20 protein-coding genes are annotated in these 22,785 nt (G+C 70.9%); 12 read left to right on the top strand and 8 right to left on the bottom strand.

Annotated elements, in window-relative coordinates; all coding sequences use genetic code 11:
- Nucleotides 1-264: 264 nt before the first annotated feature.
- Nucleotides 265-1,470 carry a Gfo/Idh/MocA family protein gene (locus OG584_RS06475; protein ID WP_405775934.1) on the top strand — a complete coding sequence of 402 codons (1,206 nt, stop codon included), beginning with the start codon at nt 265-267 and terminating at the stop codon, nt 1,468-1,470.
- Here the strand turns inward: OG584_RS06475 and OG584_RS06470 are convergent.
- Nucleotides 1,457-2,242, bottom strand: a complete 786-nt coding sequence (locus tag OG584_RS06470) for a DeoR/GlpR family DNA-binding transcription regulator (protein WP_405775932.1) — start codon at nt 2,240-2,242, stop codon at nt 1,457-1,459. The two genes, OG584_RS06475 and OG584_RS06470, sit on opposite strands and share 14 nt — an antisense overlap.
- 126 nt (nt 2,243-2,368) lie before the next feature.
- Here OG584_RS06470 and OG584_RS06465 point away from each other — a divergent pair, with 126 nt between their 5' ends.
- Together OG584_RS06465 and OG584_RS06460 are read left to right on the top strand one after the other, a co-directional pair.
- On the top strand, nt 2,369-3,253 hold the full coding sequence (locus OG584_RS06465) for an SIS domain-containing protein (protein ID WP_405775930.1): 885 nt from the start codon (nt 2,369-2,371) through the stop codon (nt 3,251-3,253).
- A 4-nt stretch (nt 3,254-3,257) separates the two neighbouring features.
- Nucleotides 3,258-4,115 (top strand): ketose-bisphosphate aldolase, encoded by an 858-nt coding sequence (locus OG584_RS06460; protein WP_405775928.1) that lies wholly within the window; start codon nt 3,258-3,260, stop codon nt 4,113-4,115.
- 121 nt (nt 4,116-4,236) lie between these two features.
- Here OG584_RS06460 and OG584_RS06455 read toward each other — a convergent pair whose 3' ends face one another.
- Complete coding sequence (locus OG584_RS06455; RefSeq protein ID WP_405775926.1) at nt 4,237-5,742, bottom strand: hypothetical protein; 1,506 nt, start codon at nt 5,740-5,742, stop codon at nt 4,237-4,239.
- Between the two features lie 34 nt (nt 5,743-5,776).
- A complete protein-coding gene (locus OG584_RS06450) occupies nt 5,777-6,166 on the bottom strand; it encodes a VOC family protein (protein ID WP_405775924.1) in 390 nt (129 codons plus the stop codon).
- Between the two features lie 117 nt (nt 6,167-6,283).
- Here OG584_RS06450 and OG584_RS06445 point away from each other — a divergent pair, with 117 nt between their 5' ends.
- The 4 genes from OG584_RS06445 (at nt 6,284) to OG584_RS06430 (ending at nt 8,890) form a co-directional block, all read left to right on the top strand.
- Nucleotides 6,284-6,913, top strand: a complete 630-nt coding sequence (locus OG584_RS06445; RefSeq protein WP_405775922.1) for a nucleoside/nucleotide kinase family protein — start codon at nt 6,284-6,286, stop codon at nt 6,911-6,913.
- A gap of 71 nt (nt 6,914-6,984) precedes the next feature.
- Nucleotides 6,985-8,109, top strand: coding sequence for an aminopeptidase P family protein (locus OG584_RS06440; RefSeq protein WP_405775920.1), 1,125 nt, complete (start codon nt 6,985-6,987; stop codon nt 8,107-8,109).
- A 248-nt stretch (nt 8,110-8,357) separates the two neighbouring features.
- Nucleotides 8,358-8,561, top strand: coding sequence for a hypothetical protein (locus OG584_RS06435; RefSeq protein ID WP_405775918.1), 204 nt, complete (start codon nt 8,358-8,360; stop codon nt 8,559-8,561).
- On the top strand, nt 8,558-8,890 hold the full coding sequence (locus tag OG584_RS06430) for a hypothetical protein (protein ID WP_405775916.1): 333 nt from the start codon (nt 8,558-8,560) through the stop codon (nt 8,888-8,890). The genes OG584_RS06435 and OG584_RS06430 overlap by 4 nt, the downstream gene beginning before the upstream one ends.
- Before the next feature lie 833 nt (nt 8,891-9,723).
- On the opposite strand, the gene OG584_RS06425 is transcribed toward OG584_RS06430, so the two are convergent.
- The gene (locus tag OG584_RS06425) at nt 9,724-10,926 is read right to left on the bottom strand and encodes a helix-turn-helix domain-containing protein (RefSeq protein ID WP_405775914.1); all 1,203 of its coding nucleotides are present in this window, start codon (nt 10,924-10,926) and stop codon (nt 9,724-9,726) included.
- Between the two features lie 109 nt (nt 10,927-11,035).
- On the opposite strand from OG584_RS06425, the gene OG584_RS06420 reads away from it, so the two are divergent.
- On the top strand, nt 11,036-11,377 hold the full coding sequence (locus OG584_RS06420; RefSeq protein WP_405775912.1) for a hypothetical protein: 342 nt from the start codon (nt 11,036-11,038) through the stop codon (nt 11,375-11,377).
- The gene (locus OG584_RS06415) at nt 11,370-11,657 is read left to right on the top strand and encodes a hypothetical protein (RefSeq protein ID WP_405775911.1); all 288 of its coding nucleotides are present in this window, start codon (nt 11,370-11,372) and stop codon (nt 11,655-11,657) included. Before OG584_RS06420 ends, OG584_RS06415 begins: the two co-directional genes overlap by 8 nt.
- A gap of 248 nt (nt 11,658-11,905) precedes the next feature.
- Here OG584_RS06415 and treZ read toward each other — a convergent pair whose 3' ends face one another.
- Entirely contained in the window at nt 11,906-13,651 is a 1,746-nt protein-coding gene (treZ, locus tag OG584_RS06410) for a malto-oligosyltrehalose trehalohydrolase (RefSeq protein WP_405775909.1), read from the bottom strand.
- A 102-nt stretch (nt 13,652-13,753) separates the two neighbouring features.
- Between treZ and OG584_RS06405 the strand changes: the two genes are divergently transcribed.
- Nucleotides 13,754-15,133, top strand: coding sequence for a GH1 family beta-glucosidase (locus tag OG584_RS06405; protein ID WP_405775907.1), 1,380 nt, complete (start codon nt 13,754-13,756; stop codon nt 15,131-15,133).
- Nucleotides 15,134-15,147: 14 nt separating this feature from the next.
- Complete coding sequence (locus OG584_RS06400) at nt 15,148-16,239, top strand: alpha-L-fucosidase (RefSeq protein WP_405775905.1); 1,092 nt, start codon at nt 15,148-15,150, stop codon at nt 16,237-16,239.
- Nucleotides 16,240-16,389: 150 nt separating this feature from the next.
- Here the strand turns inward: OG584_RS06400 and OG584_RS06395 are convergent, their stop codons facing one another.
- On the bottom strand, nt 16,390-17,352 hold the full coding sequence (locus tag OG584_RS06395) for a GNAT family N-acetyltransferase (RefSeq protein ID WP_405775903.1): 963 nt from the start codon (nt 17,350-17,352) through the stop codon (nt 16,390-16,392).
- A 127-nt stretch (nt 17,353-17,479) separates the two neighbouring features.
- Here OG584_RS06395 and OG584_RS06390 point away from each other — a divergent pair, with 127 nt between their 5' ends.
- A complete protein-coding gene (locus OG584_RS06390; RefSeq protein WP_405775901.1) occupies nt 17,480-18,046 on the top strand; it encodes an FHA domain-containing protein in 567 nt (188 codons plus the stop codon).
- Nucleotides 18,047-18,085: 39 nt separating this feature from the next.
- Here OG584_RS06390 and treY read toward each other — a convergent pair whose 3' ends face one another.
- Nucleotides 18,086-20,437 carry a malto-oligosyltrehalose synthase gene (gene treY / locus OG584_RS06385; protein ID WP_405775899.1) on the bottom strand — a complete coding sequence of 784 codons (2,352 nt, stop codon included), beginning with the start codon at nt 20,435-20,437 and terminating at the stop codon, nt 18,086-18,088.
- 48 nt (nt 20,438-20,485) lie between these two features.
- Entirely contained in the window at nt 20,486-22,651 is a 2,166-nt protein-coding gene (gene glgX, locus OG584_RS06380; protein WP_405775897.1) for a glycogen debranching protein GlgX, read from the bottom strand.
- Nucleotides 22,652-22,785 lie beyond the last annotated feature (134 nt).

The raw sequence follows: 22,785 nt of genomic DNA, 5'->3' as shown, positions 1-22,785 counted from the left end.
CTCTGACGTCCGTGACTGCTCGAAGAGTGCGCGCAGCGTGCTCGGAACTGCGCTTAACAAGGTTTTTTCGAGCAGCTATTGTCATTCCGGTAGGTGACGGGGCAGGATCAGTGCATCTTGCGGGCCAGAACACCAGATTTCGCATCTCCTGGACCGGGCGCGGCGGCGACAGGATCCGGGCCGAGTACGGAAACCGGTCGCACTGACCGCCGGACGGCCGGACGGACCGCCACAACCACCTCACACTCGCGTTCAAGGAGCACCATGCAGGACCTCCGTATCGCCGTGGTCGGCCTCGGCCTGCGGGCCAGCCTGGCCGATGCCGCCCACCGTCCGGGCGCCGGCTCGGTCGTGACCGCCGTCGCCGACACCGACCCCGCCGTGCGTGCAGGGGTGGCGGACAGGTTCGCCGGTGCGGCCGCGGTGGACGACTACCGCAAGCTGCTCGACGACGACACGGTGGACGCCCTCATCGTGGCCACGCCCGACGACACCCACGAGGAAGTCGCCTGCGACATCCTGCGTGCGGGCAAGCCGGTGTACGTGGAGAAGCCGCTCGGGATCACCGTCGAGCAGTGCGACACCATCCTGCGGACGGCGTACGAGACCGGCACCCGGCTCTACGTCGGCCACAACATGCGGCACATGGGTGTGGTGCGGCTGATGCGCGACATCATCGCGCGCGGTGACATCGGGGAGCCGAAGACCGTGTGGGTGCGGCACTTCGTCTCGTACGGCGGCGACTACTACTTCAAGGACTGGCACGCCGACCGCACCCGCACGACCGGCCTGCTGCTCCAGAAGGCCGCGCACGACCTCGACGTGGTGCACTGGCTGGCGGACGGCTACACCTCGCGCGTCAACGCCATGGGCGACCTGATGATGTACGGGGACCTGTCGCGCAGGGCGCCGGACACCCCCCGGCCCGACGGCTGGCTGAGGGAGTTCGACTGGCCGCCGGCCACCCGTAAGGACCTCAATCACGTGGTGGACGTCGAGGACGTGTCCGTCATGAACATGCGGCTGGACAACGGGGTGATCGCCGCCTATCAGCAGTGCCACTTCAGCCCCGACTACTTCCGCAACTACACGGTCATCGGCACCGAGGGGCGGCTGGAGAACTTCGGCGACCGGCCCGGCGACGAGGTCAGGGTCTGGAACACCGGGCCTACCGGCTACCGGGCGGACGCCGACGCGGTCTACCGGGTGCCGGAGTCGAAGGGCTCGCACGGCGGCGCGGACGGCCGGATCATCGGCGAGTTCTGCCGCTTCGTCAGGGACGGCGGGGTGACCGACACCTCGCCGGTCGCCGCCCGCATGAGCGTGGCCGCCGGAGTGATGGCGACGCGGTCGCTGCGTGACGGTGGTACGCCCTACGACGTGCCGCCGCTGGACCCGGAGCTGATCGCCTACTTCGAGTCGGGCCAGCAGCGCGACGCGCAGGGTGCGGCAGCCCTCACACGGCGATGACCTCGACACCGGCATCGGTGAAGAGATCTGTCATCTCCTCGCTGATGCCGGAGTCCGTGACCAGGACGTCCACCTGGTCGGTGGTGCAGATCCTGGCGAAGGCGCGCGTGCCGAGCTTGGTGGAGTCCGCGGCGACGACCACCCGCTCGGCGCGCTCGCACAGCAGCCGGTTGATGCCCGCCTCGTCCTCGTGGTGGGCCGCGGCGCCGTGAGCCGCGTCGAAGCCGTTCACGCCGAGCACGGCGGTGTCCATGGTGATCTGGCCGAGGACGCCGTCGGCGAGGGGACCTGTCAGCTCGTACGACTGGGGGCGGGCCACCCCGCCGGTCACCACGATCTTGAACTGGGGTCTGATCGCCAGTTCGTTGGCGATGTTCAGCGCGTTGGTCACGATGGTGAGGGCCGGAGTGCCGGATGCCAGATCGGGCCGGACCGCGAGTGCGCGGGCCACTTCCGTGGTCGTGGTGCCGCCGGTGAGCCCGACTGCTTCGCCCGCTGTGATCAGTTCGGCGACGGCCTGCGCGATACGCTGCTTCTCGGAGGCGCGCCGGGCCGTCTTGTAGCGGAGCGGGAGTTCATAGCTGACGCCGTGGACGACGGCGCCGCCACGGGTGCGCACCAGCATCTGCTGCTGGGCGAGTTGGTCGAAATCGCGCCTGATGGTGGCGGCCGAGACGTCGAGTGCGAGAGCCGCCGCTTCGACGTCGAGACGGCCCTGCTCGACGAGCAGCTCCAGGAGTGCCTTCCAACGCGCGTCGCGGGACTGGGACATCTCTCGCACTCTCCTCTTCGGTGGAACGCTGTGACCTTAACCCAGAATCGTCTACTTGCTTGATTGTGCTTGAAACAAGGCAGTATCTTGCAGAAATAATCATTACCTTGAGGGGTGGAAACCAGCATGAGCCATGTCCAGAACGAGTTGTCCAGTCAGCCCGAGTGCTGGGAGCGCGTCGCGGAGCTGGCGGGCAGCCAGACGGCGGCCCTGCCCGCCGCCGGGGAGCGCGTCGCGATCGTCGGCTGCGGTACCTCGTGGTTCATGGCGCAGGCCGTGGCCGCACTGCGTGAGGGGGCCGGCCAGGGTGAGACCGACGCCTTCGCCGCGTCCGAGTTCCCCTTCAGCCGCACTTACGACCGGGTGATCGCGCTCAGCCGCTCGGGCACCACGACCGAGGTGCTCGAACTCCTCGCCAGGGTACGCGGGCAGGCCCGCACGACAGCCGTCACCGGTGACCCCAAGACCCCGGTCATGGAGGCCGCCGACGACATCGTCGTCCTCGACTTCGCCGACGAGCAGTCCGTCGTGCAGACTCGTTTCGCCACGACTGCTCTGACGCTGTTCCGTGCGCACCTCGGCCTGCACACCGACGCCGTCGTGGCCGACGCCCGGACCGCGCTCGCCGAGCCGCTGCCCGAAGGCCTGGTCGACTGCTCGCAGTTCACCTTCCTCGGCCGGGGCTGGAGCAACGGCCTGGCGCAGGAGGCCGCCCTGAAGATGCGGGAGGCCTCGCTCTCCTGGACCGAGGCGTACCCCGCCATGGAGTACCGCCACGGCCCGATCAGCATCACCACCGAGGGCACTGCCACCTGGATGTTCGGCGAGACACCCGAGGGGCTGGAGGAGCAGGTCCGCGCCACCGGCGGCATGTGGGTGGCGGGCGGCCTCGACCCGCTCGCCGAGCTGGTACGGGCGCAGCGCCTCGCCGTGGCCATCGCGGCCGCACGCGGCCTCGACCCGGACTCGCCGCGCCACCTCACCCGCTCCGTCATCCTCGAAGAGGCCTGAGCCGGTGCCCATCGCCGAGAGCGGAGTACTGGTCGCCGACGCCGCGGCGCGGCGTGGCGCGGTGGCCGCGTTCAACATCATCACCCTGGAGCACGCGGAGGCGGTGATCGCCGGGGCCGAGGCCACCGGCTCCCCGGTCATCCTCCAGATCAGTGAGAACGCGGTGAAGTACCGGCAGGGCCAGCTGCTTCCGCTGGCCCGCGCCGCGGCCGAGTCGGCGAGGGCGGCGGCCGTACCGGTCGCGCTGCACCTCGACCATGTGAAGAGCGACGCCCTGCTGCGGCAGGCCGCCGACGCCGGATTCAGCTCGGTGATGTACGACGCCGCGCACCTTCCGTACGCGGAGAACCTGGCCGCGACCCGTGACGCGGCATCCTGGGCACACGCCCACGGGCTGTGGATCGAGGCCGAGTTGGGTGAGGTCGGCGGCAAGGACGGGGCCGCTCCGCTGGACGCGCACGCACCCGGTGCGCGGACCGTTCCGGACGAGGCCGCCGCCTATGTGGCCGAGTCCGGAGTGGACGCGCTCGCCGTCGCGATCGGCAGCTCGCACGCGATGACCTCGCGCACCGCGGTCCTCGACCACGAGCTGCTGGGCAGGCTGCGGGACGCCCTCACCGTGCCGCTGGTGCTGCACGGCTCCTCCGGGGTGCCGGACGCCGAACTGTCGGCGGCCGTCGCCGGCGGTATCGCCAAGGTCAACATAGGTACGGCGCTGAACATTGCCATGACCACGGCGATCCGCGAGGTGCTGACCGCCCACCCGGACGCGGTCGACTCGCGGAAGTACCTCAAGGCCGGGCGCCGGGCCATGGCGGACACCGTGGCAGGACTTGTCCAGCTGGTCGGGGCCGCCGGCTGACGAGGCGGGTTCGGGCCGGTCGCGACACCGGCAGGGGGCGCCGGCCGCCATCGCGGCCGGCACCCCCTCACTGCGATCACGGTGTGTGCGGCCGCAGGCAGGTGCGGAAGCCGATACGGAGCTACTTCAGCCGTGCCACGGCCCACTTCGTCTCCTGGGCCAGCATGCCGAGGCTCCGCTGGGCGGACTTGCCCATTCCGGCGTGCAGCTCCCGGGCGACAGCCAGTGACTCCTGGGCGATGGACGCGAGCCCGGCACCCGCGGCCGCGAGAGCCAGTTCGAAGTGTTCGGCGGCGACCATCCGCCCCGGGCCGAGGCGCCGCCACCGCCGCTCCGAGTCGTCCGAGTCGAGCATCTCCGGCACCGGCCGCAGCGTCCGCCAGGCCGCGGGGAGCTCGCCGGTACGCCGCTGGAGCGCCGCGAGCCCGCGGTGTGCCAGGCCCCGCTCGCGCGGCTCGTCGACGAGAGCGGCGTACCCGGACTGGGCACGTGCCGCCTGACGGAGGTCGCCGAGTGCCTCCAGTTCGACGCTCAGTACCCGCAGCAGATCGGCCCGAGGTCCTGAGGCGTCCAGCATGCGCAGCAGCGCCACCCGCGCGTGCTCCGTGCGGCCCTGTCTCCTGGCAAGCCGTATCCAGGTCAACTCCGGCTCCCGCGAAGGGTCCTGGCCCAGGTGCGGGCCACCGAGCCCGCGTGCCCACTCCACGATGTCCGCGGGCCGCTCGGGTATCTCCGCAGCCCCCCACCGGGCGGCCTGCGGGGCCGCGCGGGCGGCTCGCAGCAGCGGAACGTCATCCGCGCTGCCGTGCAGGGCGACCAGCACGGTGGCGAGACGCAGATCCTCGCCCGTTCCCGGGCCGGCGGTCTCTGCCGCCAGCAGCCGGCGCAGCAGCGGCAGGTCGCGGTTCTGCCGGTCGAACTGCGCCGCACGCAGCACCGTGGCCCGGCGCACCCCGTCACCGGCAACCGCGGCCCACCCGGCCGTGTCGTCCCTCAGCCGTGCCAGATCCGCCAGGCCGGGGCTCAGTACTGTCTCGCGCAACGGGGTGCGCGGATGCGGATCGAGAAGCGCGTGGGCCCGGCCCCCGGCCGAACCGAGCAGCAGGTGGTCGGGCTCGGTGCGGAGCAGAGCCGTGTGCAGCAGGGCGAACAGCTCGGCCGGGGAGCGGTCCGGGAGGCCGAGCGCGCCGCGCAGCGCGGCGCGCTGCGCGCCGGGACCGGGTATGCCGGGACGGGAGGCGCCGGGGTCCGGCGGGGGTTTACGTATCTCTGCCTCCGACGCGGCCGCCAAAGCCGCGGACTCCGGCCCGGCGCCGGCCGGGGTCAGGTGGAGCAGAGTGCGCCAGCGGGGCAGCCCGATCGCCAGCTCCAGCGCCTCGTCCGCGCTCGCGGCTACGAGCCCGGCCCTGCCGTCCGCCGACGCGTACAGCACGGGTCCGTCACCGCACACGAAGTACCCGCCCGCCGACCCGTCCCCGGCGAGCGGCACCAGCGGGGCGCCCGACGCCAGCCGCGCGGTCCCGCCCCGCTCGGCTCCGGCCAGGTCGAAACCGAAGGGGTACGCGGCCACTTCGGCCAGCGCCGGCTGGTCCCCGAGGAGGGCGATGGCACGTCCGTAAACCGTCATACGGGAAACGTAACAGCCATGTCGGACATGACTCTCACGCCGGTTGCAGGAGGTCCCACCGGTTCCCGTAGAGGTCCTCGAAGACAGCGACCGAACCGTACGGCTCGTGGCGCGGTTCCTCCAGGAATCGGACGCCCGCTGCCCGCATCCGGGCATGGTCCCGGGTGAAGTCCTCGGTGTGCAGGAAGAATCCGACCCGGCCGCCCGTCTGGCGGCCGACGCTCGCCCGCTGGGCGTCGTCCTTCGCGCGGGCCAGCAGCAGGCCGGTGCCGGACCGGCCGCCGGGCGGCGTGACCACCACCCAGCGGCTGCCGTCGCCACGGTCCGTGTCCTCGGTCAGCCCGAAGCCGAGCGCTCCGGTGTAGAAGGTGATGGCCTCGTCGTAGTCGTCGACGACCAGGGTGATCAGTGCGATGTGCGGCATGACAGGAAGGTTATACGTACTACGCGCGCACTCCGGAGATCCACGGGGGAGAGGCCGCGGCCCGCGGGGAGTCCGGCGGCTGGTGGCGCCCGGCGGGGGCCGGGGACAATGACCGCCATGATTCCGCAGCACCTCATCGACCGTGCCCGGCTGCTCGCCGGGGCGGGGCACCGACGGATCCTCGGTATCGCGGGCCCGCCGGGCGCCGGGAAGTCCACCCTCGCAGCCGGACTCGCCGGGGTGCTGGGCGCGAGCGCCGTCGTGGTCCCGATGGACGGCTTCCACCTCGCCGGGGCCGAACTGCGCCGCCTGGGCCGCGCCGACCGCAAAGGAGCCCCCGACACCTTCGACGAGGCCGGGTACGTGGCGCTGCTCACCCGGCTGCGTACGCCCGGCGAAGACGTCGTGTACGCCCCGGCGTTCGACCGCGCGCTGGAGGAGCCCGTCGCGGGATCCGTGCCGGTTCCTCCCGGGACCCCGCTCGTGATCACCGAGGGCAACTATCTGCTGCACTGGCCGCGTGCCAGGGCCCTGCTCGACGACGCGTGGTTCGTCGGCCCCGGCCGGCACGGCGGACCGGACGGAGCGTGGAACGCCGCCCGCGTCGGCAGACTGATCGAGCGGCACATCCGGTACGGCAGGAGCCGTGACGAGGCGGAGCGCTGGGTGCACGGTAGCGACGAGGTCAACGCCCGGACCGTCGAGCGCACCAGGCACCGGGCCGATCTGATCGTGCCGGACCTCTGACCGCACCGGGGTTCCGAACCGCCGCGTCCCGGGACCTCGCGCACCCGGTCGCGGCCGGGCAGGATGAGGCCATGTCCACCGAACCCGTACCGTTCACCGCCGACGACTACCGCGCCCGTATGGCCCGTGCCGCACGGAGCGCGGCGGACGCCGGGCTCGCCGGGGTGCTCGTCGCACCCGGCCCCGATCTCGTCCACCTCACCGGCTACCGGCCGACCGCGGCCACCGAGCGGATGACCATGCTGGTCATCGCCGCGGGCCAGGACCCGGTCCTCGTTGTGCCGACGCTGGAGGCAGCGGACGCCGAACATGCCGTCGGAGCACCCGCTTTCACCCTGCGGGACTGGACGGACGGCAAGGATCCGTACAGCATCACGGCCGCGCTCCTCAGGCCGGACGGCCGGTTCGCGGTCAGCGACAACGGCTGGGCGATGCACCTGCTGGGACTCCAGCGCGCTCTGCCCGACAGTTCGTACCGGTCGCTGACCGAGGCCCTGCCGATGCTGCGTGCGGTGAAGGACGCGCCCGAGCTGGCCAGGCTGGAAGCGGCGGGTGCCGCGGCCGACGCGACCTACGAGGAGATCCTCAAGGTCCGCTTCTCCGGGCGCCGGGAGACCGACGTCGCGGCCGACCTGGCCGCGCTGCTGCGGCGGTTCGGCCACTCCCAGGTGGACTTCACCGTCGTCGGTTCGGGGCCCAACGGCGCGAACCCGCACCACGAGGCGGGCGAACGGGTCATCGGCACCGGCGACATGGTCGTCCTGGACTTCGGCGGGCTCAAGCAGGGGTACGGCTCCGACACCTCCCGCACCGTTCACGTCGGCGCCCCGGACGCCGAGGAGCAGCGGGTGCACGACATCGTGCGGGAGGCGCAGGACGCGGGCTGCCGTGCGGTGCGGCCCGGCATCGCCTGCCAGGAGATCGACCGGGCGGCACGCGCGGTCATCACCGACGCCGGTTACGGTGAGCGGTTCATCCACCGCACCGGCCACGGCATCGGTGTCACCACCCATGAGCCGCCGTACATGATCGAGGGCGAGGAGCAGCCGCTGGTGCCCGGCATGTGCTTCTCCGTCGAGCCGGGTATCTATCTCCCCGGCCGCTTCGGTGTCCGCATCGAGGACATCGTCACCGTCACCGACGACGGCGGCCGGCGGCTGAACACCACCCGGCGCGAGCTGGCGATCGTGGAGTAGCGGCCGCGCTGCCCCACCCCGGACGAAGGCCCCTGTCGCAGGCACACGTCCTATGTGCTGGCAGGGGCCACGCCGGTCCTCGTTCACAACTCGTCGTGTCCACGGTTCATTGCAGACGCCTCCGGTAATGTCATCGAATTGCCGCAGGTTAAAGCGAGCATCAGCAGTCAGAAGCAGGGACGGCACATCCTTGGCGGGAGGGGATATAAAGGCGGAGGTTATTTCAATTCGCAAGAAGATGCGCAGAAGTGCTCGACGCCTACGATTCCGGATCGGCGCAGGTCATGGGGATGACGAAGACGGGAAATATTCAAATTCGAGTTCCTTCCGTCGTGGGCTACGACAACAATCCAGCTATGAACTGTCTCGGAGTTCCCGCGAATATCTTCATGATCAAGGGGACTAAGAGTCCGAGCGTTGTGCCTATGAATCCCCAGGCGGGCGCGCCGTGACCGACAAGCAAGAGAATCAGCGCGAGAACGAGATCACCCTTCTTGCAGTGCAAGCACTGCTCGGCATGATTTCGACTGATGTGATCGCCGTGGCTGTACGTGTTGAGGAAGATCGCGTGGAAGTGGTCTTCTGGACTCATCGTCAATCGGGCGAACTTGAGGACGATGCCGAAGAGGTTACCTTCGAGTTGGACGCGCTATTTTCCGAAGATCATCCGTTGGTGGAGTACGTGATCAAGATCGGCGAACCGGATCCGAAATCAAATTCGTCTGGGTATCGCATGATCTACTGGGCAAAGCCAGACGCCGCACGGATTAGTGATAAATAGGCAGGCCTGCTGAAGCCTTATGAGGTCCCGCTGGGCTGCACTCCGGCGGGACCTCAGACATGCCTGACGGCAGTAGCTGACGGCAACGTCAGCGGACGAGGGGGCGCATGATGGCGGTTGGCCTCTGGGGCTCGTATCACCGGCCAGCCGAGTACGGCGCCGAGCAGGTCGATGGCTTGACGCTGTAGGCGGGTTTGGACGGGGGGCAAGACGGCTGCGTTGACGCCGGTATGGGCGTGGTTGAGGAGCTCCTTGATCGCGACGAGTTCGATGCGCTGTACCAGGAGGAGCGTCGCGGTTGAGGGGCGGAGGTCGTCCTGTCAGCGGCAGGAGGTCAGGTCCAGTCGTCACAGAGAATGAGCTGTTCAGAGTTTCTTTACTTGATCAAGGCGGCCCGCTGACGCGGCCCGCGCGCGCTCCGGCCCCGCGGGGCCGCCGCCCGCTCCTGTCTCCGCCCCGCTGGCAACGGCCCCGCCGGTCCGGGCGCGCAACAGCCAGCACAGCGAACCACCTGGGGCGCTGCCCCAGACCCCGGCCCTCTCTCTGAGGGGCAGGGGGCCCGAGTGCGGGTGCAGCTTCGTCGTGGTGTGGGGTCGAGGTCGCGGGAGGGGTCCCTCGTCGCCCGGTCACCGGAGGCGTACCAGGAACCCCCGGGGGCCGCCAAGGCCAAGCGCACGCGTCACGAGGTGAGCCTTGGCGGCCCCCGGGGAACCCTGGCACGGCGAAGCTGCCCGACCGACGAGGGACCCCTCCCGCTCAGGCCGGCTTCTTACCGGATGCCTCGGCGCCAGCCAGTGTGCGGTCTCTTCCGTGCCGTGGTGCACCACGGGTGATCAGGACACCAGCAGCTCGGCGACTTCGGGCACGTCTCGAAAGGCTCGCAGGCGGTCCAGCACGATCCGCGTGCGCTCTGCCGTGCGTTCGCTGCCGCTCTGTCCAAGAGCGAGCATGCGACTCGTCGTCGCGGCGGCGGCCTCGGGCTCGTTGGCGTCGGCGTAGGCCACGGCCAGCCATGAAAGGTACAAAGCCAACTCCCGGGAGTGGCTGGCGTCGTAGCGTTCGAGCACGTCCGTCAGCAGCGGCACGGCGCGCAGGGGGCGTCTCAGCTCGGTGTAGACGCGGGCCTCCATGACCTGCAATTCCCCGGCGTCCATCCAGTACAGGTACGACGGCGATTCGGTGCCGGCCGAGTCCTCAGCCAGGGCCTCGGCCGCTTCTCCCAGTGCGGCCATCGCCGGGCGGTCCTGCCCGGCACGGGCATGCGCCCAAGCCACCCGGTCCAGGTACAGCGCACGAGCCTTCGGCGGGGCGTCCAGACCGGCGTCCTCCAGTGCGGCGCGGGCCAGCCCGACCGCGTCGGCAGTCCGCCCGGTATTGCTCCACTGGTAGGCCAGCGAGCCCGCGACGTTCCCGGACAGTACGCCGTCCCCGGCGGCCCGTGCGGCGCTCATGCCGAGCCGGTAGATACGCTCCGCCTCGGCATGCTCTCCAGCGTCGGAAGCGACCCACCCGGCGATCTGCGCCAACTCGGCAATAGTCCGCAGCAGTTCGCGGCCGACCTCTTCGGTATGCACTCCCTCGCGGTAGAGCTTCACCGCCGCCCGCAGCTCGCGCAGGGCGGGTCCGATCAGATCCTTGCCGTACACCACGTCGTCGGCCAGCCGCAGGCCGTGAACCCGCTGGGCCAGGTCGGCCACCTGCCCGGATCCGATCCGGCGGCCCGAACGGGCGCTCAGTGGGGACAGCGGGTCGCCCTCGGGCAGGAAGTCGGCCACGGACCGTACGTGCGCAGCGGACTCGACAGGCGCAACAGCCTTCGCCGCTTCCAACATCTCGCGCGGGACCTGAAGCACCCGCGCGAGGAACGGCAGCCACTCGCGCGGGGACCGCTTCCCAATCTCCCAGCGGGACACGTCATTTCGTGTCGGAGGAACATGCCCAGGAGCAGCCTCAGCCAGCGCCTCGGCGAGCCGCCCCTGACTCCACCCACGCGCCAGACGCAGCCGCCTGACCAGTTCCCCGATCGTCTCCCGCACCCAACCAGCTTGGCAGACAGAAAGGCAGACAGGCTGGCTACTCCCAAAGGCTCACACCAGCGAGATCGTGATCAATAGCCACGAGTCGAGCCAAGGAGAGGGAATCAGGATGGTCGAGCGAACGAGACAAGAGCCCGGAGGACGCACGGCGCAGGGGCCGCGGCTGCTGCCGTGGACCACCGAGGGCGGTCACCCCTGTTACCTGAGCACCGACGGCCAGGGCTACCTCGCCAACCTCGCCGACAACATCGAAGCCATACAGCTGGGCATGGGTGAGGACCTGCTGGGATACGCCCGAGACACCATGGCCCCTGACGCGAAGACTTTGTCGGCGACCGAATACCGCTGGCTGGCCCGCCGGCTGGCCGAAGCCCTCTCCGACGCGCTCAGGGTCGCCGACTCGCGCGGTCAGCGCCTCACCGACCCGGAAGAGGTGGACGAGGGTGCCTGACTCCGCGGACACCGACGCACCGGTCCGCGACGCCGCACGGGGGCGCTACCGCTCCCGCGAGTACCACGTGACCACCGTCCCCGACCCCCTGGCTCTGCCAGCCTTCACGGCGGTCTGCGTCACCGGCGAGGAAAGCAACTGCGGTGCCACATCCGGCACCCTGCACACCCCGGACGAGCTGACGCGCTGGATCGCCGGACACTGCGCCCGGACCGGCCACCAGCACTACGAGCAGACCGTCCGCGCCATACTCCGCGCCGAGCCCGGCGCGTGGCAGTAAAGTCCCCCTGCGCCGACACCCCGCCAGCGGCAGCACCACCATGCGCTCCGCGCTCCTGACGGCAGTAGCGACGGCAACACCCACGGATTCCCCCGCACAACCACGGACACCAGTGGAACCCGAAACCGCCGCTGATCTGCGAATACGCAGATAGAGAGGGGCCGCTTAGCACACGTCCTTGTTCCGGGCAGCCGCCGCCCGTCGTGCAGGGGCGCGGCTCTCTTCGGGACCCCGTTGCTGTACCGGTCTCAGGAGTCGGCCAGCACGGCACACGAGGCGGGCGGCAGCAGCAGAAGACCGTCGGTGCCCGGCGGCCGGACCGGCTCCCACGACGCCAGGATCCGGCTGCCGTGCCCGTCCACCGGGATCCGCGCCGCCTCGTCGCCGAGGTTGACCGCGATCCGCAGTTCTCCTCTGCGGAGGGCCAGCCATCGCGCGTCCTCGTCGTACGCGACCTTGACCGCGGCCAGATCCGCGTCGACCAGGTCGGGGCACGTGTGGCGCAGCGCGATCAGTTCGCGGTACCAGGCGAGCAGCCGCGAGTGGTGGCCGCCGTCCAGCTCGTCCCAGTTCAGGCAGGACTGCTCCCTGGTGGCCGGGGACTGCGGGTCGGGAATGTCCTCCTCCGCCCAGCCGTGCTCGGCGAACTCCCGCCGACGGCCGTTCCGTACGGCCTCCGCGAGATCCGGGTCCGTGTGGTCGGTGAAGAACTGCCACGGGGTGGCCGCCCCCCACTCCTCGCCCATGAACAGCATCGGTACGGAGGGCCCGGTGAGCACCAGAGTCGCCGCGCACGCCAGCAGACCGGGCGACAGGGTCGCCGAGAGCCGGTCGCCCAGTGCCCGGTTGCCGACCTGGTCATGGGTCTGTGTGAAGCCTACGAAGCGGTGTGCGGGCGTCGACGTACGGTGCACGGGGCGGCCGTGCGTACGGCCGCGGAACGTCGAGTACGTACCGTCGTGGAAGAAGACCCGCGTGAGCGTCTTGGCCAGGGCGGCCAGCGGCGCACGGGCGAAGTCCGCGTAGTACCCCTGGGACTCACCGGTCAGCGCGGTGTGCAGCGCGTGGTGGAAGTCGTCGTTCCACTGGGCGTGCACGCCGATACCGCCCGCTTCCCGGGGGGTCGTCGTCCGCGGATCACAGAGATCGGACTCGGCGATCAGGAAGAGCGGCCGCCCGAGCCCGGCCGCCAGCGTGTCGGTGGCCGCGGACAGCTCCTCCAGGAAGGTCAGCGCCCGCCCGTCGGCGAGCGCGTGGACGGCGTCGAGCCGCAGCCCGTCGATCCGGTAGTCGCGGAGCCAGGCCAGCGCGCTCCCCAGCAGATAGGCGCGGACCTCGTCGGAGCCCGGCGCGTCGAGGTTGACCGCGGAGCCCCACGGAGTGTGGTGGGTGTCGGTGAAGTACGGGCCGTAGGCGGGCAGGTAGTTGCCGGACGGGCCGAGATGGTTGTGGACGACGTCCAGCACGACTCCGAGCCCGCGCGCGTGAGCCGCGTCGACGAAGAGCTTCAGCCCCTCGGGGCCGCCGTACGGTTCGTGCACCGCCCACAGCGAGACGCCCTCGTACCCCCAGCCGTGCCGGCCGGGGAAGGGGCACACCGGCATCAGCTCCACATGGGTGACGCCGAGCGCGGCCAGATGGTCGAGGTGCCCGGCCGCCGCCTCGAAGGTGCCCTCGCGGGTGTACGTGCCCACGTGCAGCTCGTACAGCACGGCTCCGGGCAGCGGCCGGCCACCCCACTCCTGAGCCCACTGGTAGGCGTCCTGCGCGACGACGGCGCTCAGGCCGTCGGGGCCCGCGGGCTGACGGCGCGAGCGCGGGTCGGGCAGCACAGGACCGCCGTCGAGCCGGAAGCCGTAGTGGTCGCCGTCGGCTGCATCCGCGGTGACGGTCCACCAGCCCTCCCGCAGCGGATCACGCTCCATGGGCCGCTCCCGCCCGGACAGTTCCAGCGTGACCTCGTCCTTCTCCGGTGCCCACACTTCGAACAGCACAGATTCCCCCTCGGTATCGGGACCTCGACCGGCCGGCAGGCTTTCATCTTGACAAGATCAGGGGCTGGAGCGAGCGCACTCGGGCCATTAGGGTCGCGTGCCATGAAGATTCCGCCGCTGCCCGCCTTCCCGCCGGGCTTCCTGTGGGGCGCGTCCGCATCCGCCTTCCAGACCGAGGGCGCCGCGGGCGCCGACGGCAAGGGCCCGTCCGGCTGGGACGCCTTCGCCGCGCAGCCCGGCCGTATCAAGGACGGCGCCGACGGCTCGCGGGGCACCGGTTTCTACGACCACTACCGCGAGGACGTCGCCCTTCTCGCCGGGCTCGGCGCCGGAGCCTTCCGCTTCTCGGTGAGCTGGCCCCGCGTCGTCCCGGACGGCGCGGGCCCCGTCAACGCTCCGGGTCTCGGCTTCTACGACCGGCTCGTCGACGAACTGTGCGGCCGGGGCATCACCCCGGTACCGACGCTCTACCACTGGGACACCCCGCTCGCCCTCGAACGGAGCGGCGGCTGGCTCAGCCGTGACACCGCGTACCGCTTCGCCGAGTACGCGGGCGCCGTCGCCGAACGCCTCGCCGACCGGGTCCCGATGTGGATCACCATCAACGAACCGGCCGAGGTGACACTGCTGGGCTACGCGCTGGGCGAGCACGCCCCGGGCAGGCAGCTGCTCTTCGACGCGCTGCCCGCGGCCCACCACCAGCTGCTCGCACACGGTCTCGCCGTCCGTGCGCTGCGCGCCGCCGGTGCTTCGAACATCGGCATAGCCGTCTCGCACACGCCGGTCTGGACGGCCGGCGGGAGCGAGGAGGACCGGTCCGGGGCCGGGCTCTACGACACGCTCTCCAACTGGCTGTTCGCCGACCCCCTCCTCACGGGCGCTTACCCCGACGAGAACTTCGCGGCCCTGATGCCGGGGCCGGTCGCGGACGATCTGGAGATCATCTCGGCCCCGCTCGACTGGTACGGGGTCAACTACTACAACCCCACCCTCGTCGGAGCGCCGGACCCACAGGCCCTGGACACCTTCGCCGGGTTCGGGATGCCGCCCGAACTGCCCTTCGGGATCAGGGAGATCGAAGGGTACGACCGCACGGACTTCGGCTGGCCCGTGGTCCCGGACGGGCTGCGGGACATGCTCAGCCGGCTGCAGAGCCGTTACGGTGACCGGCTGCCGCCGCTCTACATCACCGAGAACGGCTGCAGCTACGACGGCCTGCGGGACTCGCCCAGGATCGCCTTCCTCGACGGCCACCTGCGCGCACTGCACGCGGCCATGGCCGAGGGCGTCGACGTCCGCGGCTACTTCACCTGGTCGCTCACCGACAACTTCGAGTGGATCGAGGGCAACTCCCAGCGCTTCGGACTGGTCCACGTCGACTACGAGACGATGCGGCGCACCCCGAAGGACTCCTACCGCTGGTACCGCGAGGTGATCCGCGGTTCACAGGCCGGACACCCTTACGGACACCCCCAGGAATGATCAATACTTCAACCATGATCGCTCCGTGGTGGCAACAGGCTCAGCTGGGGATCTTTGTGCACTGGACGCCGGCGTCCGTGCCGGGATGGGCCCCTCCGTACGACGTCAGCACACGGGCACACCTCGGCTGGACCTCGTACGGCGAGTGGTACGAGAACTCCCTGCGCTTCCCGGCCAGCCCGGTCTCCGCACACCACAGGGAGACCTACGGAAACCGCCCGTACACGGCGTTCGGCGGTGACTTCGCGGACGCGCTGAGCGGCTGGGACCCGGCGGACTGGGCACGCCGGTTCCGGGCGGCCGGCGCGCGCTACGCCGTGCTCGTCACCAAGCACCACGACGGCTACTGCCTCTGGCCGTCCGATGTGCGCAACCCGAACCGTCCCGGCTGGCACACCCCGCGCGATGTCGTCGGCGAGTTCGCCGAAGCGGTCAGAGCCGAGGGGATGCGCTTCGGTGTCTACTACTCCGGCGGCCTCGACTGGACCTTCCAGCCGCGCCCCATCGCGACCGGCGCCGACACCGTCGCCGCCGTCCCGCGCGGCGCGTACCCGGCGTACGCGGACGCCCAGGTGCGCGAGCTGATCAGGCGTTACCACCCCGACATCCTCTGGAACGACATCGCCTGGCCCGCGGGGCGCGCGGCGATCCGGAGCCTGGTGGAGTACTACCGGTTCACCGTCCCGCACGGCGTCGTCAACGACCGGCTCTACCCGTACTCCCCGCTGTGGCGGGCGCTCCGGGTCCCCGGCCTGCGGGCCGCGTACAACAGCTGGGAGCGCCGCACGGTCGTCAGCGACGAGGGCTTCGTCCCGAAGAAGCCGCCGTACTTCGACTTCAGGACCCCGGAGTACTCGCGCTACACCGGGCCCGACGCCTTCGAGATCACCCGCGGCGTCGACCACAGTTTCGGCTACAACCGGAACTCCGGCGAGGGCTCCTTCCTCACCCGCGAGGCGCTTGCCGCGCTGCTCGGGACGGTCCGCTCCGACGGCGGCAATCTGCTGCTCAACGTCGGCCCGCGCGGCGAGGACGCCACCATCCCGCCCGAGCAGCAGCGACGCCTGGACTGGCTCGGCGAGGCCGGAATCGGCTCCACGGTGTAGCCGGCACCGGGGAGTCCGGTCCGGGGAGCCCACCCGGCCCGGGGCGGCTCAGTCCCACACCATGTTGACCGCCCGCGGGCCGGAATCGGCTCCACGGTGTAGCCGGCACCGGGGAGTCCGGTCCGGGGAGCCCACCCGGCCCGGGGCGGCTCAGTCCCACACCATGTTGACCGCCCGCTCGAAGTTCACATAGCCGGCCCGTTCGAAGGCCCGCGCCATCGGAACGTTGCCGACGTCCGTCGACGCGCGGATGCGGGGCACGTCCTGGCCGGCGAGAATCCGGGTCCCCTCGGCGAGGATCTCGTCGATGTACCCGTGTCCCCGGTGGCCGGGCAGCACCCCGATGTACGCGATGATCGCGTGGTAGTTGTTGCGCGCGGGGATCACGAAGCCGACCGGATCCCCGTCCGGCAGCTCCGCGATCCGCCACCAGCCGTCCGGGCTCCGGTAGCCCGCCAGTTCCTCGTCGTACTGCGCATCGGCCACCGCACGCGGGCTCAGCCCGGACTCCACCGAGGCCCGGGTGTGGGCGTCGAGTGAGCCATCGGCGACCAGCGTCATCAGCGGGACGAGATCCTCCCGGTCGCGCACCGCGCGGAACACCAGCCGGCCTCCGGGCGCCGGAGCCGCCGCCGCTCCGGGGGTCCACTCCAGCCGCAGCCGCTCGACCAGCAGCCGCGCGCCGGTGCGCTCCACCGCGCGCATCCGTGCCTCGACCACATCGCGGGCGACCGGGTCGGTGCGCCAGTCCGGCGGGATGTACCGGCCGTACTCGGGGCGCTGGGCGCCGGCGGGGAAGAGCCGTGCCATCGCGGTCTCCAGCAGCCGCACGCCGGTGTCGCCGCGCTCGGGGCCGGGCAGGGTGTCGTCCAGATCGAAGAAGTCCAGGGTGTACGGGGCGCCGCCGGGCGCGGGGGCCCACCAGGCGGCCCGCGCCAGTACACGGTCGCCGCGCAGCGCCACCCACATCCACTCGGGACGGCGCAGACCGCCCGCGAGGTCGCCGGCGAGTTCATGGTCGAGGACGTAGGGCAGGGTACGGAAGAGGGAGAGCTCGTCGGGCCCGGTCAACGGGCGGATCACCAGCTCGTGGCCATGCGGCTGCTCGGGCAATTCGGCTCCTGGGGCGGGGGGATGTCCGCAGACCGTAACAATCGGCGTCCGGCCTGGTCACATGGATATCGCAAACCCGGGTCCGCCTGGACACCTGGATCGGGTCCCACCGACAATCAACCCTGTGATGTCCTCTCCAGAGCCCCCGGCGCCCGCCCACGAGCCGCACGCGGTTCCTGCCCGGCTGTCCGACGCAGAGCGCGACCGGGTGCTCAGCGTGCTGAAGGAGGGCGCGGTCCAGGGCAAGCTCTCCCACGACACCTTCATGCGCCGGATGGAACTGGCCCTGGCGGCCCGCAGGTCCGACGAACTGGCCGCTCTCACCGCGGACCTGGAGAGCGGGACCGGCTGGTCGCAGCGGCTGTTGGGCGCGGTGGGCCAGGTGTCGGCCTTCCCCGGCCGGATGCGCAGGGCCTGGGCCGCCGAGCGGCTGCCGAAGCTGCTGCTGCCCATGGCCGGCCCGTACCCACTGCGGATCGGCCGCGACCCGGTCAACGGCCTGCGGCTGAACCACGAGACGGTGTCCCGGCTGCACGCCGAACTCGGTGCGCAGGCCGGTGTGTGGGTGCTGCGCGATCTGGGCTCGGCCAACGGGACGACGGTCAACGGACACCGGGTCACCGGCGCGGTCGTGGTCCGCGACGGCGACATGGTCGGCTTCGGACGGGTCCACTTCCGGCTCGCGTCGCAGTGACCCCGGTGGCCGCTGAACCGCGGTGCTGCGCCCCGCGGTTCAGCGCTGGTACGGCTCTGCCGCCGCCGGTACCACCCGCTTGAGCAGCGCCACCGGCCGTACCGCGAACAGCTCGCTCAGGGCGACCCGCCCGGTGAACTCCCGCTCGGGCGCCAGCAGATCGAGCCACACCCCGGCGGGCAGCGGCAGTTCCGTGTCGCGCCAGCCGCCCTCCTGTTCGAGCCGCAGCGACAGCCGGGTCACCGCGGTCACGGCCTCGCCCGAGCGGCAGAAGGCCAGGCAGTGGGAGGCGGCGGGGCCTTCCGGCGTCAGCGGTGTGTAGGTGCCCGACTCGCCGAAGACAGCCGGGCAGTCACGGCGCAGCAGCAGCGCCGTGGTCGTCAGGGCCAGCTTCTCGTCCGACGGGTCGACAGGCACGGGCGGCCTGCGGTTGTCCGGGTCCACCAGCGCGATGTACGTGCCTTCCGTGCCCTGGTAGAGGTCGGGCACGCCAGGCATCGTGAGGTGGACCAGCGCGGCGCCCAGCACATTGGCCCGTACGTACGGGGCCAGCCCGCGGGCGAACGAGGCGACGGCCGACTGCGGCGGACCCGCGGGCCCCGCTGCCACGAAGTCGGCGACCGCCTGCTCGTACGCGTCGTCCTGCTCGGTCCAGCTGGTGCGCAGTCCGGCCTCGCGCACGGCCTTCAGCAGGGCCGGGGCCAGCCGTTCCTGGTCGGGCAGTCCGAAGCCGAACGCGGTCTGCCAGGCCACCCAGGCCAGCTGGGGATCGGGCGCCGGGGTGTCCAGCCGTCCCAGCAGCGCGGCCCACTCCTGCGGGCACTCGGTGAGTACCGCGGTCCGCGCCCGGACGTCCGCGCTGCGCTTGGTGTCGTGTGTGGTCAGGACCGTCCCGCCGGCCGGCCAGTCGCGGGCCGTCCGCTCGCAGAACGCGTGGAACCGTGCCGGACTCACCGCGGGCGCCCCGGGGTCGCCGCCCACCTCACCGGCGGACACGAGCGGTGTGTAGCGGTAGAAGGCGGTGTCCTCCACGGACTTGGCGTGCAGCGCCGACGCGGTCTGGGCGAAGCGGGCGCAGAAGGCGGTGTGGGCGGGGCCGCCGCCCAGCCTGCCGAGCGCCAGATCCCGTACGACACCGACGGCGTCCGCCTCCTCGGGCACGGTGAAGGATGCGACGGCCTGCCGTACCGCCGCCGGATCCAGGGTGGCCTCCGCGGCATCGGGCGTCGGGCCGCCCGCGGTCACATACGGCCGGTAGACCGGCATCCGGACGAGCAGCTCGCGCAGGGCGGCCTCCAGCGCCCACGGCGCGTGGTCGCGCAGCGCCGGGTCGGCCGCGCAGATCTGCCCCGCGGTGCGGACCAGGAAGGCGGTCTCGGCCGCCAGCTCGTGGGTGATGACCTTGTACGCGGCCCGGCGGACCGTCTGTTCCCAGTACCCGCCCCGGTCGTCCGGGGGCGCCGCGTACTCCCGGTAGTGGCGCAGCAGTTCGTCGGCGCCCGCCGGGTCGGTGAACAGTCCGTCGATCCGGTGGAGTGCGTCGTAGCCGGTTGTCCCCGCGACCGCCCAGTCCGCGGGCAGCTGTTCGTCGCCGGTGAGGATCTTCTCCACGACCGTCCAGCGGCCGTCCGTCGCCTCTCCGAGCCGCCGCAGATAGGCGCCGGGATCGGCGAGACCGTCCGGATGGTCGATGCGCAGCCCCTCGATGACGCCGTCGTCCATGAGCTCCAGGACCTTGGCATGGGTGGCGTCGAAGACCGCCGGGTCCTCGACGCGCACGCCGATGAGGTCCGAGATGGTGAAGAAGCGGCGGTAGTTGAGCTCGGTACGTGCGAGCCGCCACCAGGTGAGGCGGTACCACTGGGCGTCGAGGAGCTCGGGCAGCGGCAGCTCCGCCGTCCCTTCGCGCAGCGGGAACGCCTGGTCGTAGTAGCGCAGCACATCACCGTCGACCCGGAGCCGCCCCAGCTCGTCGCCGAGCCGGTGGCCGAGCACGGGCAGCAGCACTTTGCCGCCGCCCGACTCCCAGTCGATGTCGAACCAGCGGGCGTACGGCGATACGGGTCCCTCGCGCAGCACCTCCCACAGCGGCCGGTTGAACCTCGGGGCGGCGGCCATATGGTTCGGCACGATGTCGAGGACGAGGCCGAGCCCGTGCGTCCGCGCGGTGTGCGCCAGCGCACGCAGCCCCGCCTCGCCGCCCAGCTCGTCGCGCACCCGGGCGTGGTCGACGACGTCGTAACCGTGGGTCGAGCCGGGCACGGCGTCCAGCACGGGTGACAGATGGAGGTGCGAGACCCCGAGGGCAGCCAGATACGGCACCGCTGCCTCGGCGGCCGAGAACGGGAACTCCGGCTGGATCTGGAGCCGGTAGGTCGCAGTGGGCGTCATGGGAACCTACGTACCCCGTTTCGCGCGCTCCCTGTCACCCCCGCTCTCTCAGGCCGGCCGTTTCAGCACGGTCAGACTCCGCCCGATCAGTGCCAGCCGGTCGCCGGCGTCCACCTTCGGGCCGGGCCCAGGCGGCACACCTTCCTCATGGGCCGTGTCCACGACGACCTCCCACTGCCTGCCGTGGTTCACCGGAACCAGGAACTCGATCTCCTCCGCGCTCGCGTTGAACATCAGCAGGAACGAGTCGTCGGCGATCCGCTCGCCCCGCGTGCCCGGCTCCGAGATGGCGCTCCCGTTCAGGAAGACCGAAAGGGCCTTGGCGTGCGCGGCCTGCCAGTCGCGCTGGACCATCTCCTCACCCTCAGGTGTGAACCAGGCGATGTCGGAGAGGTCGTCGTGGGTGCCCTCCACCGGGCGGCCGTGGAAGAAACGCCGCCGCCGGAAGACCGGATGCTCCCGCCGCAGCGCGACCATCGCACGGGTGAACGCCAGCAGGGTGCCGCTCCCGCCCCGGCCGGAGCCCTCCGCTCCGGAACCGTCGGTCTCCGCTCCGGGTGTGTCCGGGCCGGGCCAGTGCACCCAGGCCAGCTCGCTGTCCTGGCAGTAGGCGTTGTTGTTGCCGTGCTGCGTACGACCGAACTCGTCGCCGTGGCTGAGCATCGGCACCCCCTGCGAGAGCAGCAGCGTGGCCATGAAGTTCCGCATCTGACGGTCCCGCAGCTCCAGCACGCCGGCGTCGTCCGTGTCGCCCTCGGCGCCGCAGTTCCAGGACCGGTTGTGGCTCTCGCCGTCCTGGTTGTTCTCGCCGTTCGCCTCGTTGTGCTTGTCGTTGTACGCCACCAGGTCGTGCAGCGTGAACCCGTCGTGGCAGGTGGTGAAGTTGATCGAGGCGAGCGGGCGCCGCCCGTCGTCCTGGTACAGGTCGGACGAGCCGGTCAGCCGGCCGGCGAACTCCGCGAGAGTCCGGGGCTCGCCCCGCCACAGGTCCCGTACGGTGTCGCGGTACTTGCCGTTCCACTCGGTCCACAGCGGCGGGAAGTTACCCACCTGGTAGCCGCCCTCGCCCACGTCCCACGGCTCGGCGATCAGCTTCACCTGGGAGACCACCGGGTCCTGCTGGACCAGGTCGAAGAAGGACGACAGCCGGTCCACCTCGTGGAACTGGCGGGCCAGGGTGGCCGCGAGGTCGAAGCGGAAACCGTCGATGTGCATCTCGGTGACCCAGTAACGCAGCGAGTCCATGATCAGCTGCAGCACGTGCGGTGAGCGCATCAGCAGGCTGTTGCCGGTGCCGGTGGTGTCCATGTAGTAGCGCGGATCGTCCGTCAGGCGGTAGTACGAGGCGTTGTCGAGGCCGCGGAAGGACAGCGTCGGCCCCAGGTGGTTGCCCTCGGCCGTGTGGTTGTAGACGACGTCGAGGATGACTTCGATCCCGGCCTCGTGCAGCGCCCGGACCGCCTGCTTGAATTCGAGCACCTGTTCGCCGCGGTCGCCCCAGGAGGCGTAAGCGTTGTGCGGGGCGAAGAATCCGATGGTGTTGTAGCCCCAGTAGTTCGAGAGGCCGCTGTCCGCCAGGCGGTGGTCCTTGACGAACTGGTGAACGGGCATCAGCTCCAGTGCCGTGACGCCCAGTTCGGTCAGATGCTCGATGACCGCCGGATGCGCCAGGGCCGCGTACGTCCCGCGCATCTCGTCGGGGAGCGCCGGATGGAGCATCGTGAGGCCCTTCACGTGGGCCTCGTAGAGCACGGTCTCGTGGTACGGGGTCCGCGGCAGCCGGTCGTCCCCCCAGTCGAAGTAGGGGTTGACCACCACCGAGGTCATGGTGTGCGGCGCCGAGTCCAGGTCGTTGCGCGAGTTGGGCCGGCCGAAATGGTAGCCGTACACCGACTCATCCCATTTGACCTCCCCGCTCACCGCTTTGGCGTACGGATCGAGGAGCAGCTTCGCGGAGTTGCAGCGCTGCCCGCTCTCGGGCGCGTACGGGCCGTGCACCCGGAACCCGTACCGCTGGCCCGGCATGATGCCGGGCAGATAGGCGTGGCGGACGAAGGCGTCCGTCTCTCTCAGTTCCACCGCCGTCTCTGAGCCGTCGTCGTGCAGCAGGCACAACTCGATTCGGTCGGCGGCCTCCGAAAAGACCGCAAAATTGGTCCCGGCGCCGTCGTACGTGGCGCCGAGCGGGTATGTCTGTCCCGGCCAGACCTGCATGGGCACGACTCTTCCACATCCGGTGCCGAGTCAGGCGTGTCATCGCGTCCTCGCCACGAACCACTATGAATCCCCTCACTCGGCCGCATGCCCCCGCACGGAACCGTCACCACGAATAGGGGAGTTGGGAAAGG

The organism is Streptomyces sp. NBC_00859 (assembly GCF_045161865.1).
Taxonomy (GTDB): Bacteria; Actinomycetota; Actinomycetes; order Streptomycetales; family Streptomycetaceae; genus Streptomyces.
The sequence above is the reverse complement of the archived record's forward strand: the minus strand, read 5'-3'. Positions and strand labels throughout refer to the sequence as shown.

What these genes read in the sequence shown, in the direction of transcription:
- OG584_RS06470 (WP_405775932.1), bottom strand. Translation starts at nt 2,242, where the DNA reads ATGTCCCAGTCCCGCGACGCGCGTTGGAAGGCACTCCTGGAGCTGCTC.
- OG584_RS06405 (WP_405775907.1), top strand. Translation starts at nt 13,754, where the DNA reads ATGAAGATTCCGCCGCTGCCCGCCTTCCCGCCGGGCTTCCTGTGGGGC.
- OG584_RS06390 (WP_405775901.1), top strand. Translation starts at nt 17,480, where the DNA reads ATGTCCTCTCCAGAGCCCCCGGCGCCCGCCCACGAGCCGCACGCGGTT.
- glgX (WP_405775897.1), bottom strand. Translation starts at nt 22,651, where the DNA reads ATGCAGGTCTGGCCGGGACAGACATACCCGCTCGGCGCCACGTACGAC.
- OG584_RS06455 (WP_405775926.1), bottom strand. Translation starts at nt 5,742, where the DNA reads ATGACGGTTTACGGACGTGCCATCGCCCTCCTCGGGGACCAGCCGGCG.
- OG584_RS06440 (WP_405775920.1), top strand. Translation starts at nt 6,985, where the DNA reads ATGTCCACCGAACCCGTACCGTTCACCGCCGACGACTACCGCGCCCGT.
- OG584_RS06475 (WP_405775934.1), top strand. Translation starts at nt 265, where the DNA reads ATGCAGGACCTCCGTATCGCCGTGGTCGGCCTCGGCCTGCGGGCCAGC.
- OG584_RS06420 (WP_405775912.1), top strand. Translation starts at nt 11,036, where the DNA reads ATGGTCGAGCGAACGAGACAAGAGCCCGGAGGACGCACGGCGCAGGGG.
- OG584_RS06450 (WP_405775924.1), bottom strand. Translation starts at nt 6,166, where the DNA reads ATGCCGCACATCGCACTGATCACCCTGGTCGTCGACGACTACGACGAG.
- OG584_RS06445 (WP_405775922.1), top strand. Translation starts at nt 6,284, where the DNA reads ATGATTCCGCAGCACCTCATCGACCGTGCCCGGCTGCTCGCCGGGGCG.
- OG584_RS06400 (WP_405775905.1), top strand. Translation starts at nt 15,148, where the DNA reads ATGATCGCTCCGTGGTGGCAACAGGCTCAGCTGGGGATCTTTGTGCAC.
- OG584_RS06465 (WP_405775930.1), top strand. Translation starts at nt 2,369, where the DNA reads ATGAGCCATGTCCAGAACGAGTTGTCCAGTCAGCCCGAGTGCTGGGAG.
- treY (WP_405775899.1), bottom strand. Translation starts at nt 20,437, where the DNA reads ATGACGCCCACTGCGACCTACCGGCTCCAGATCCAGCCGGAGTTCCCG.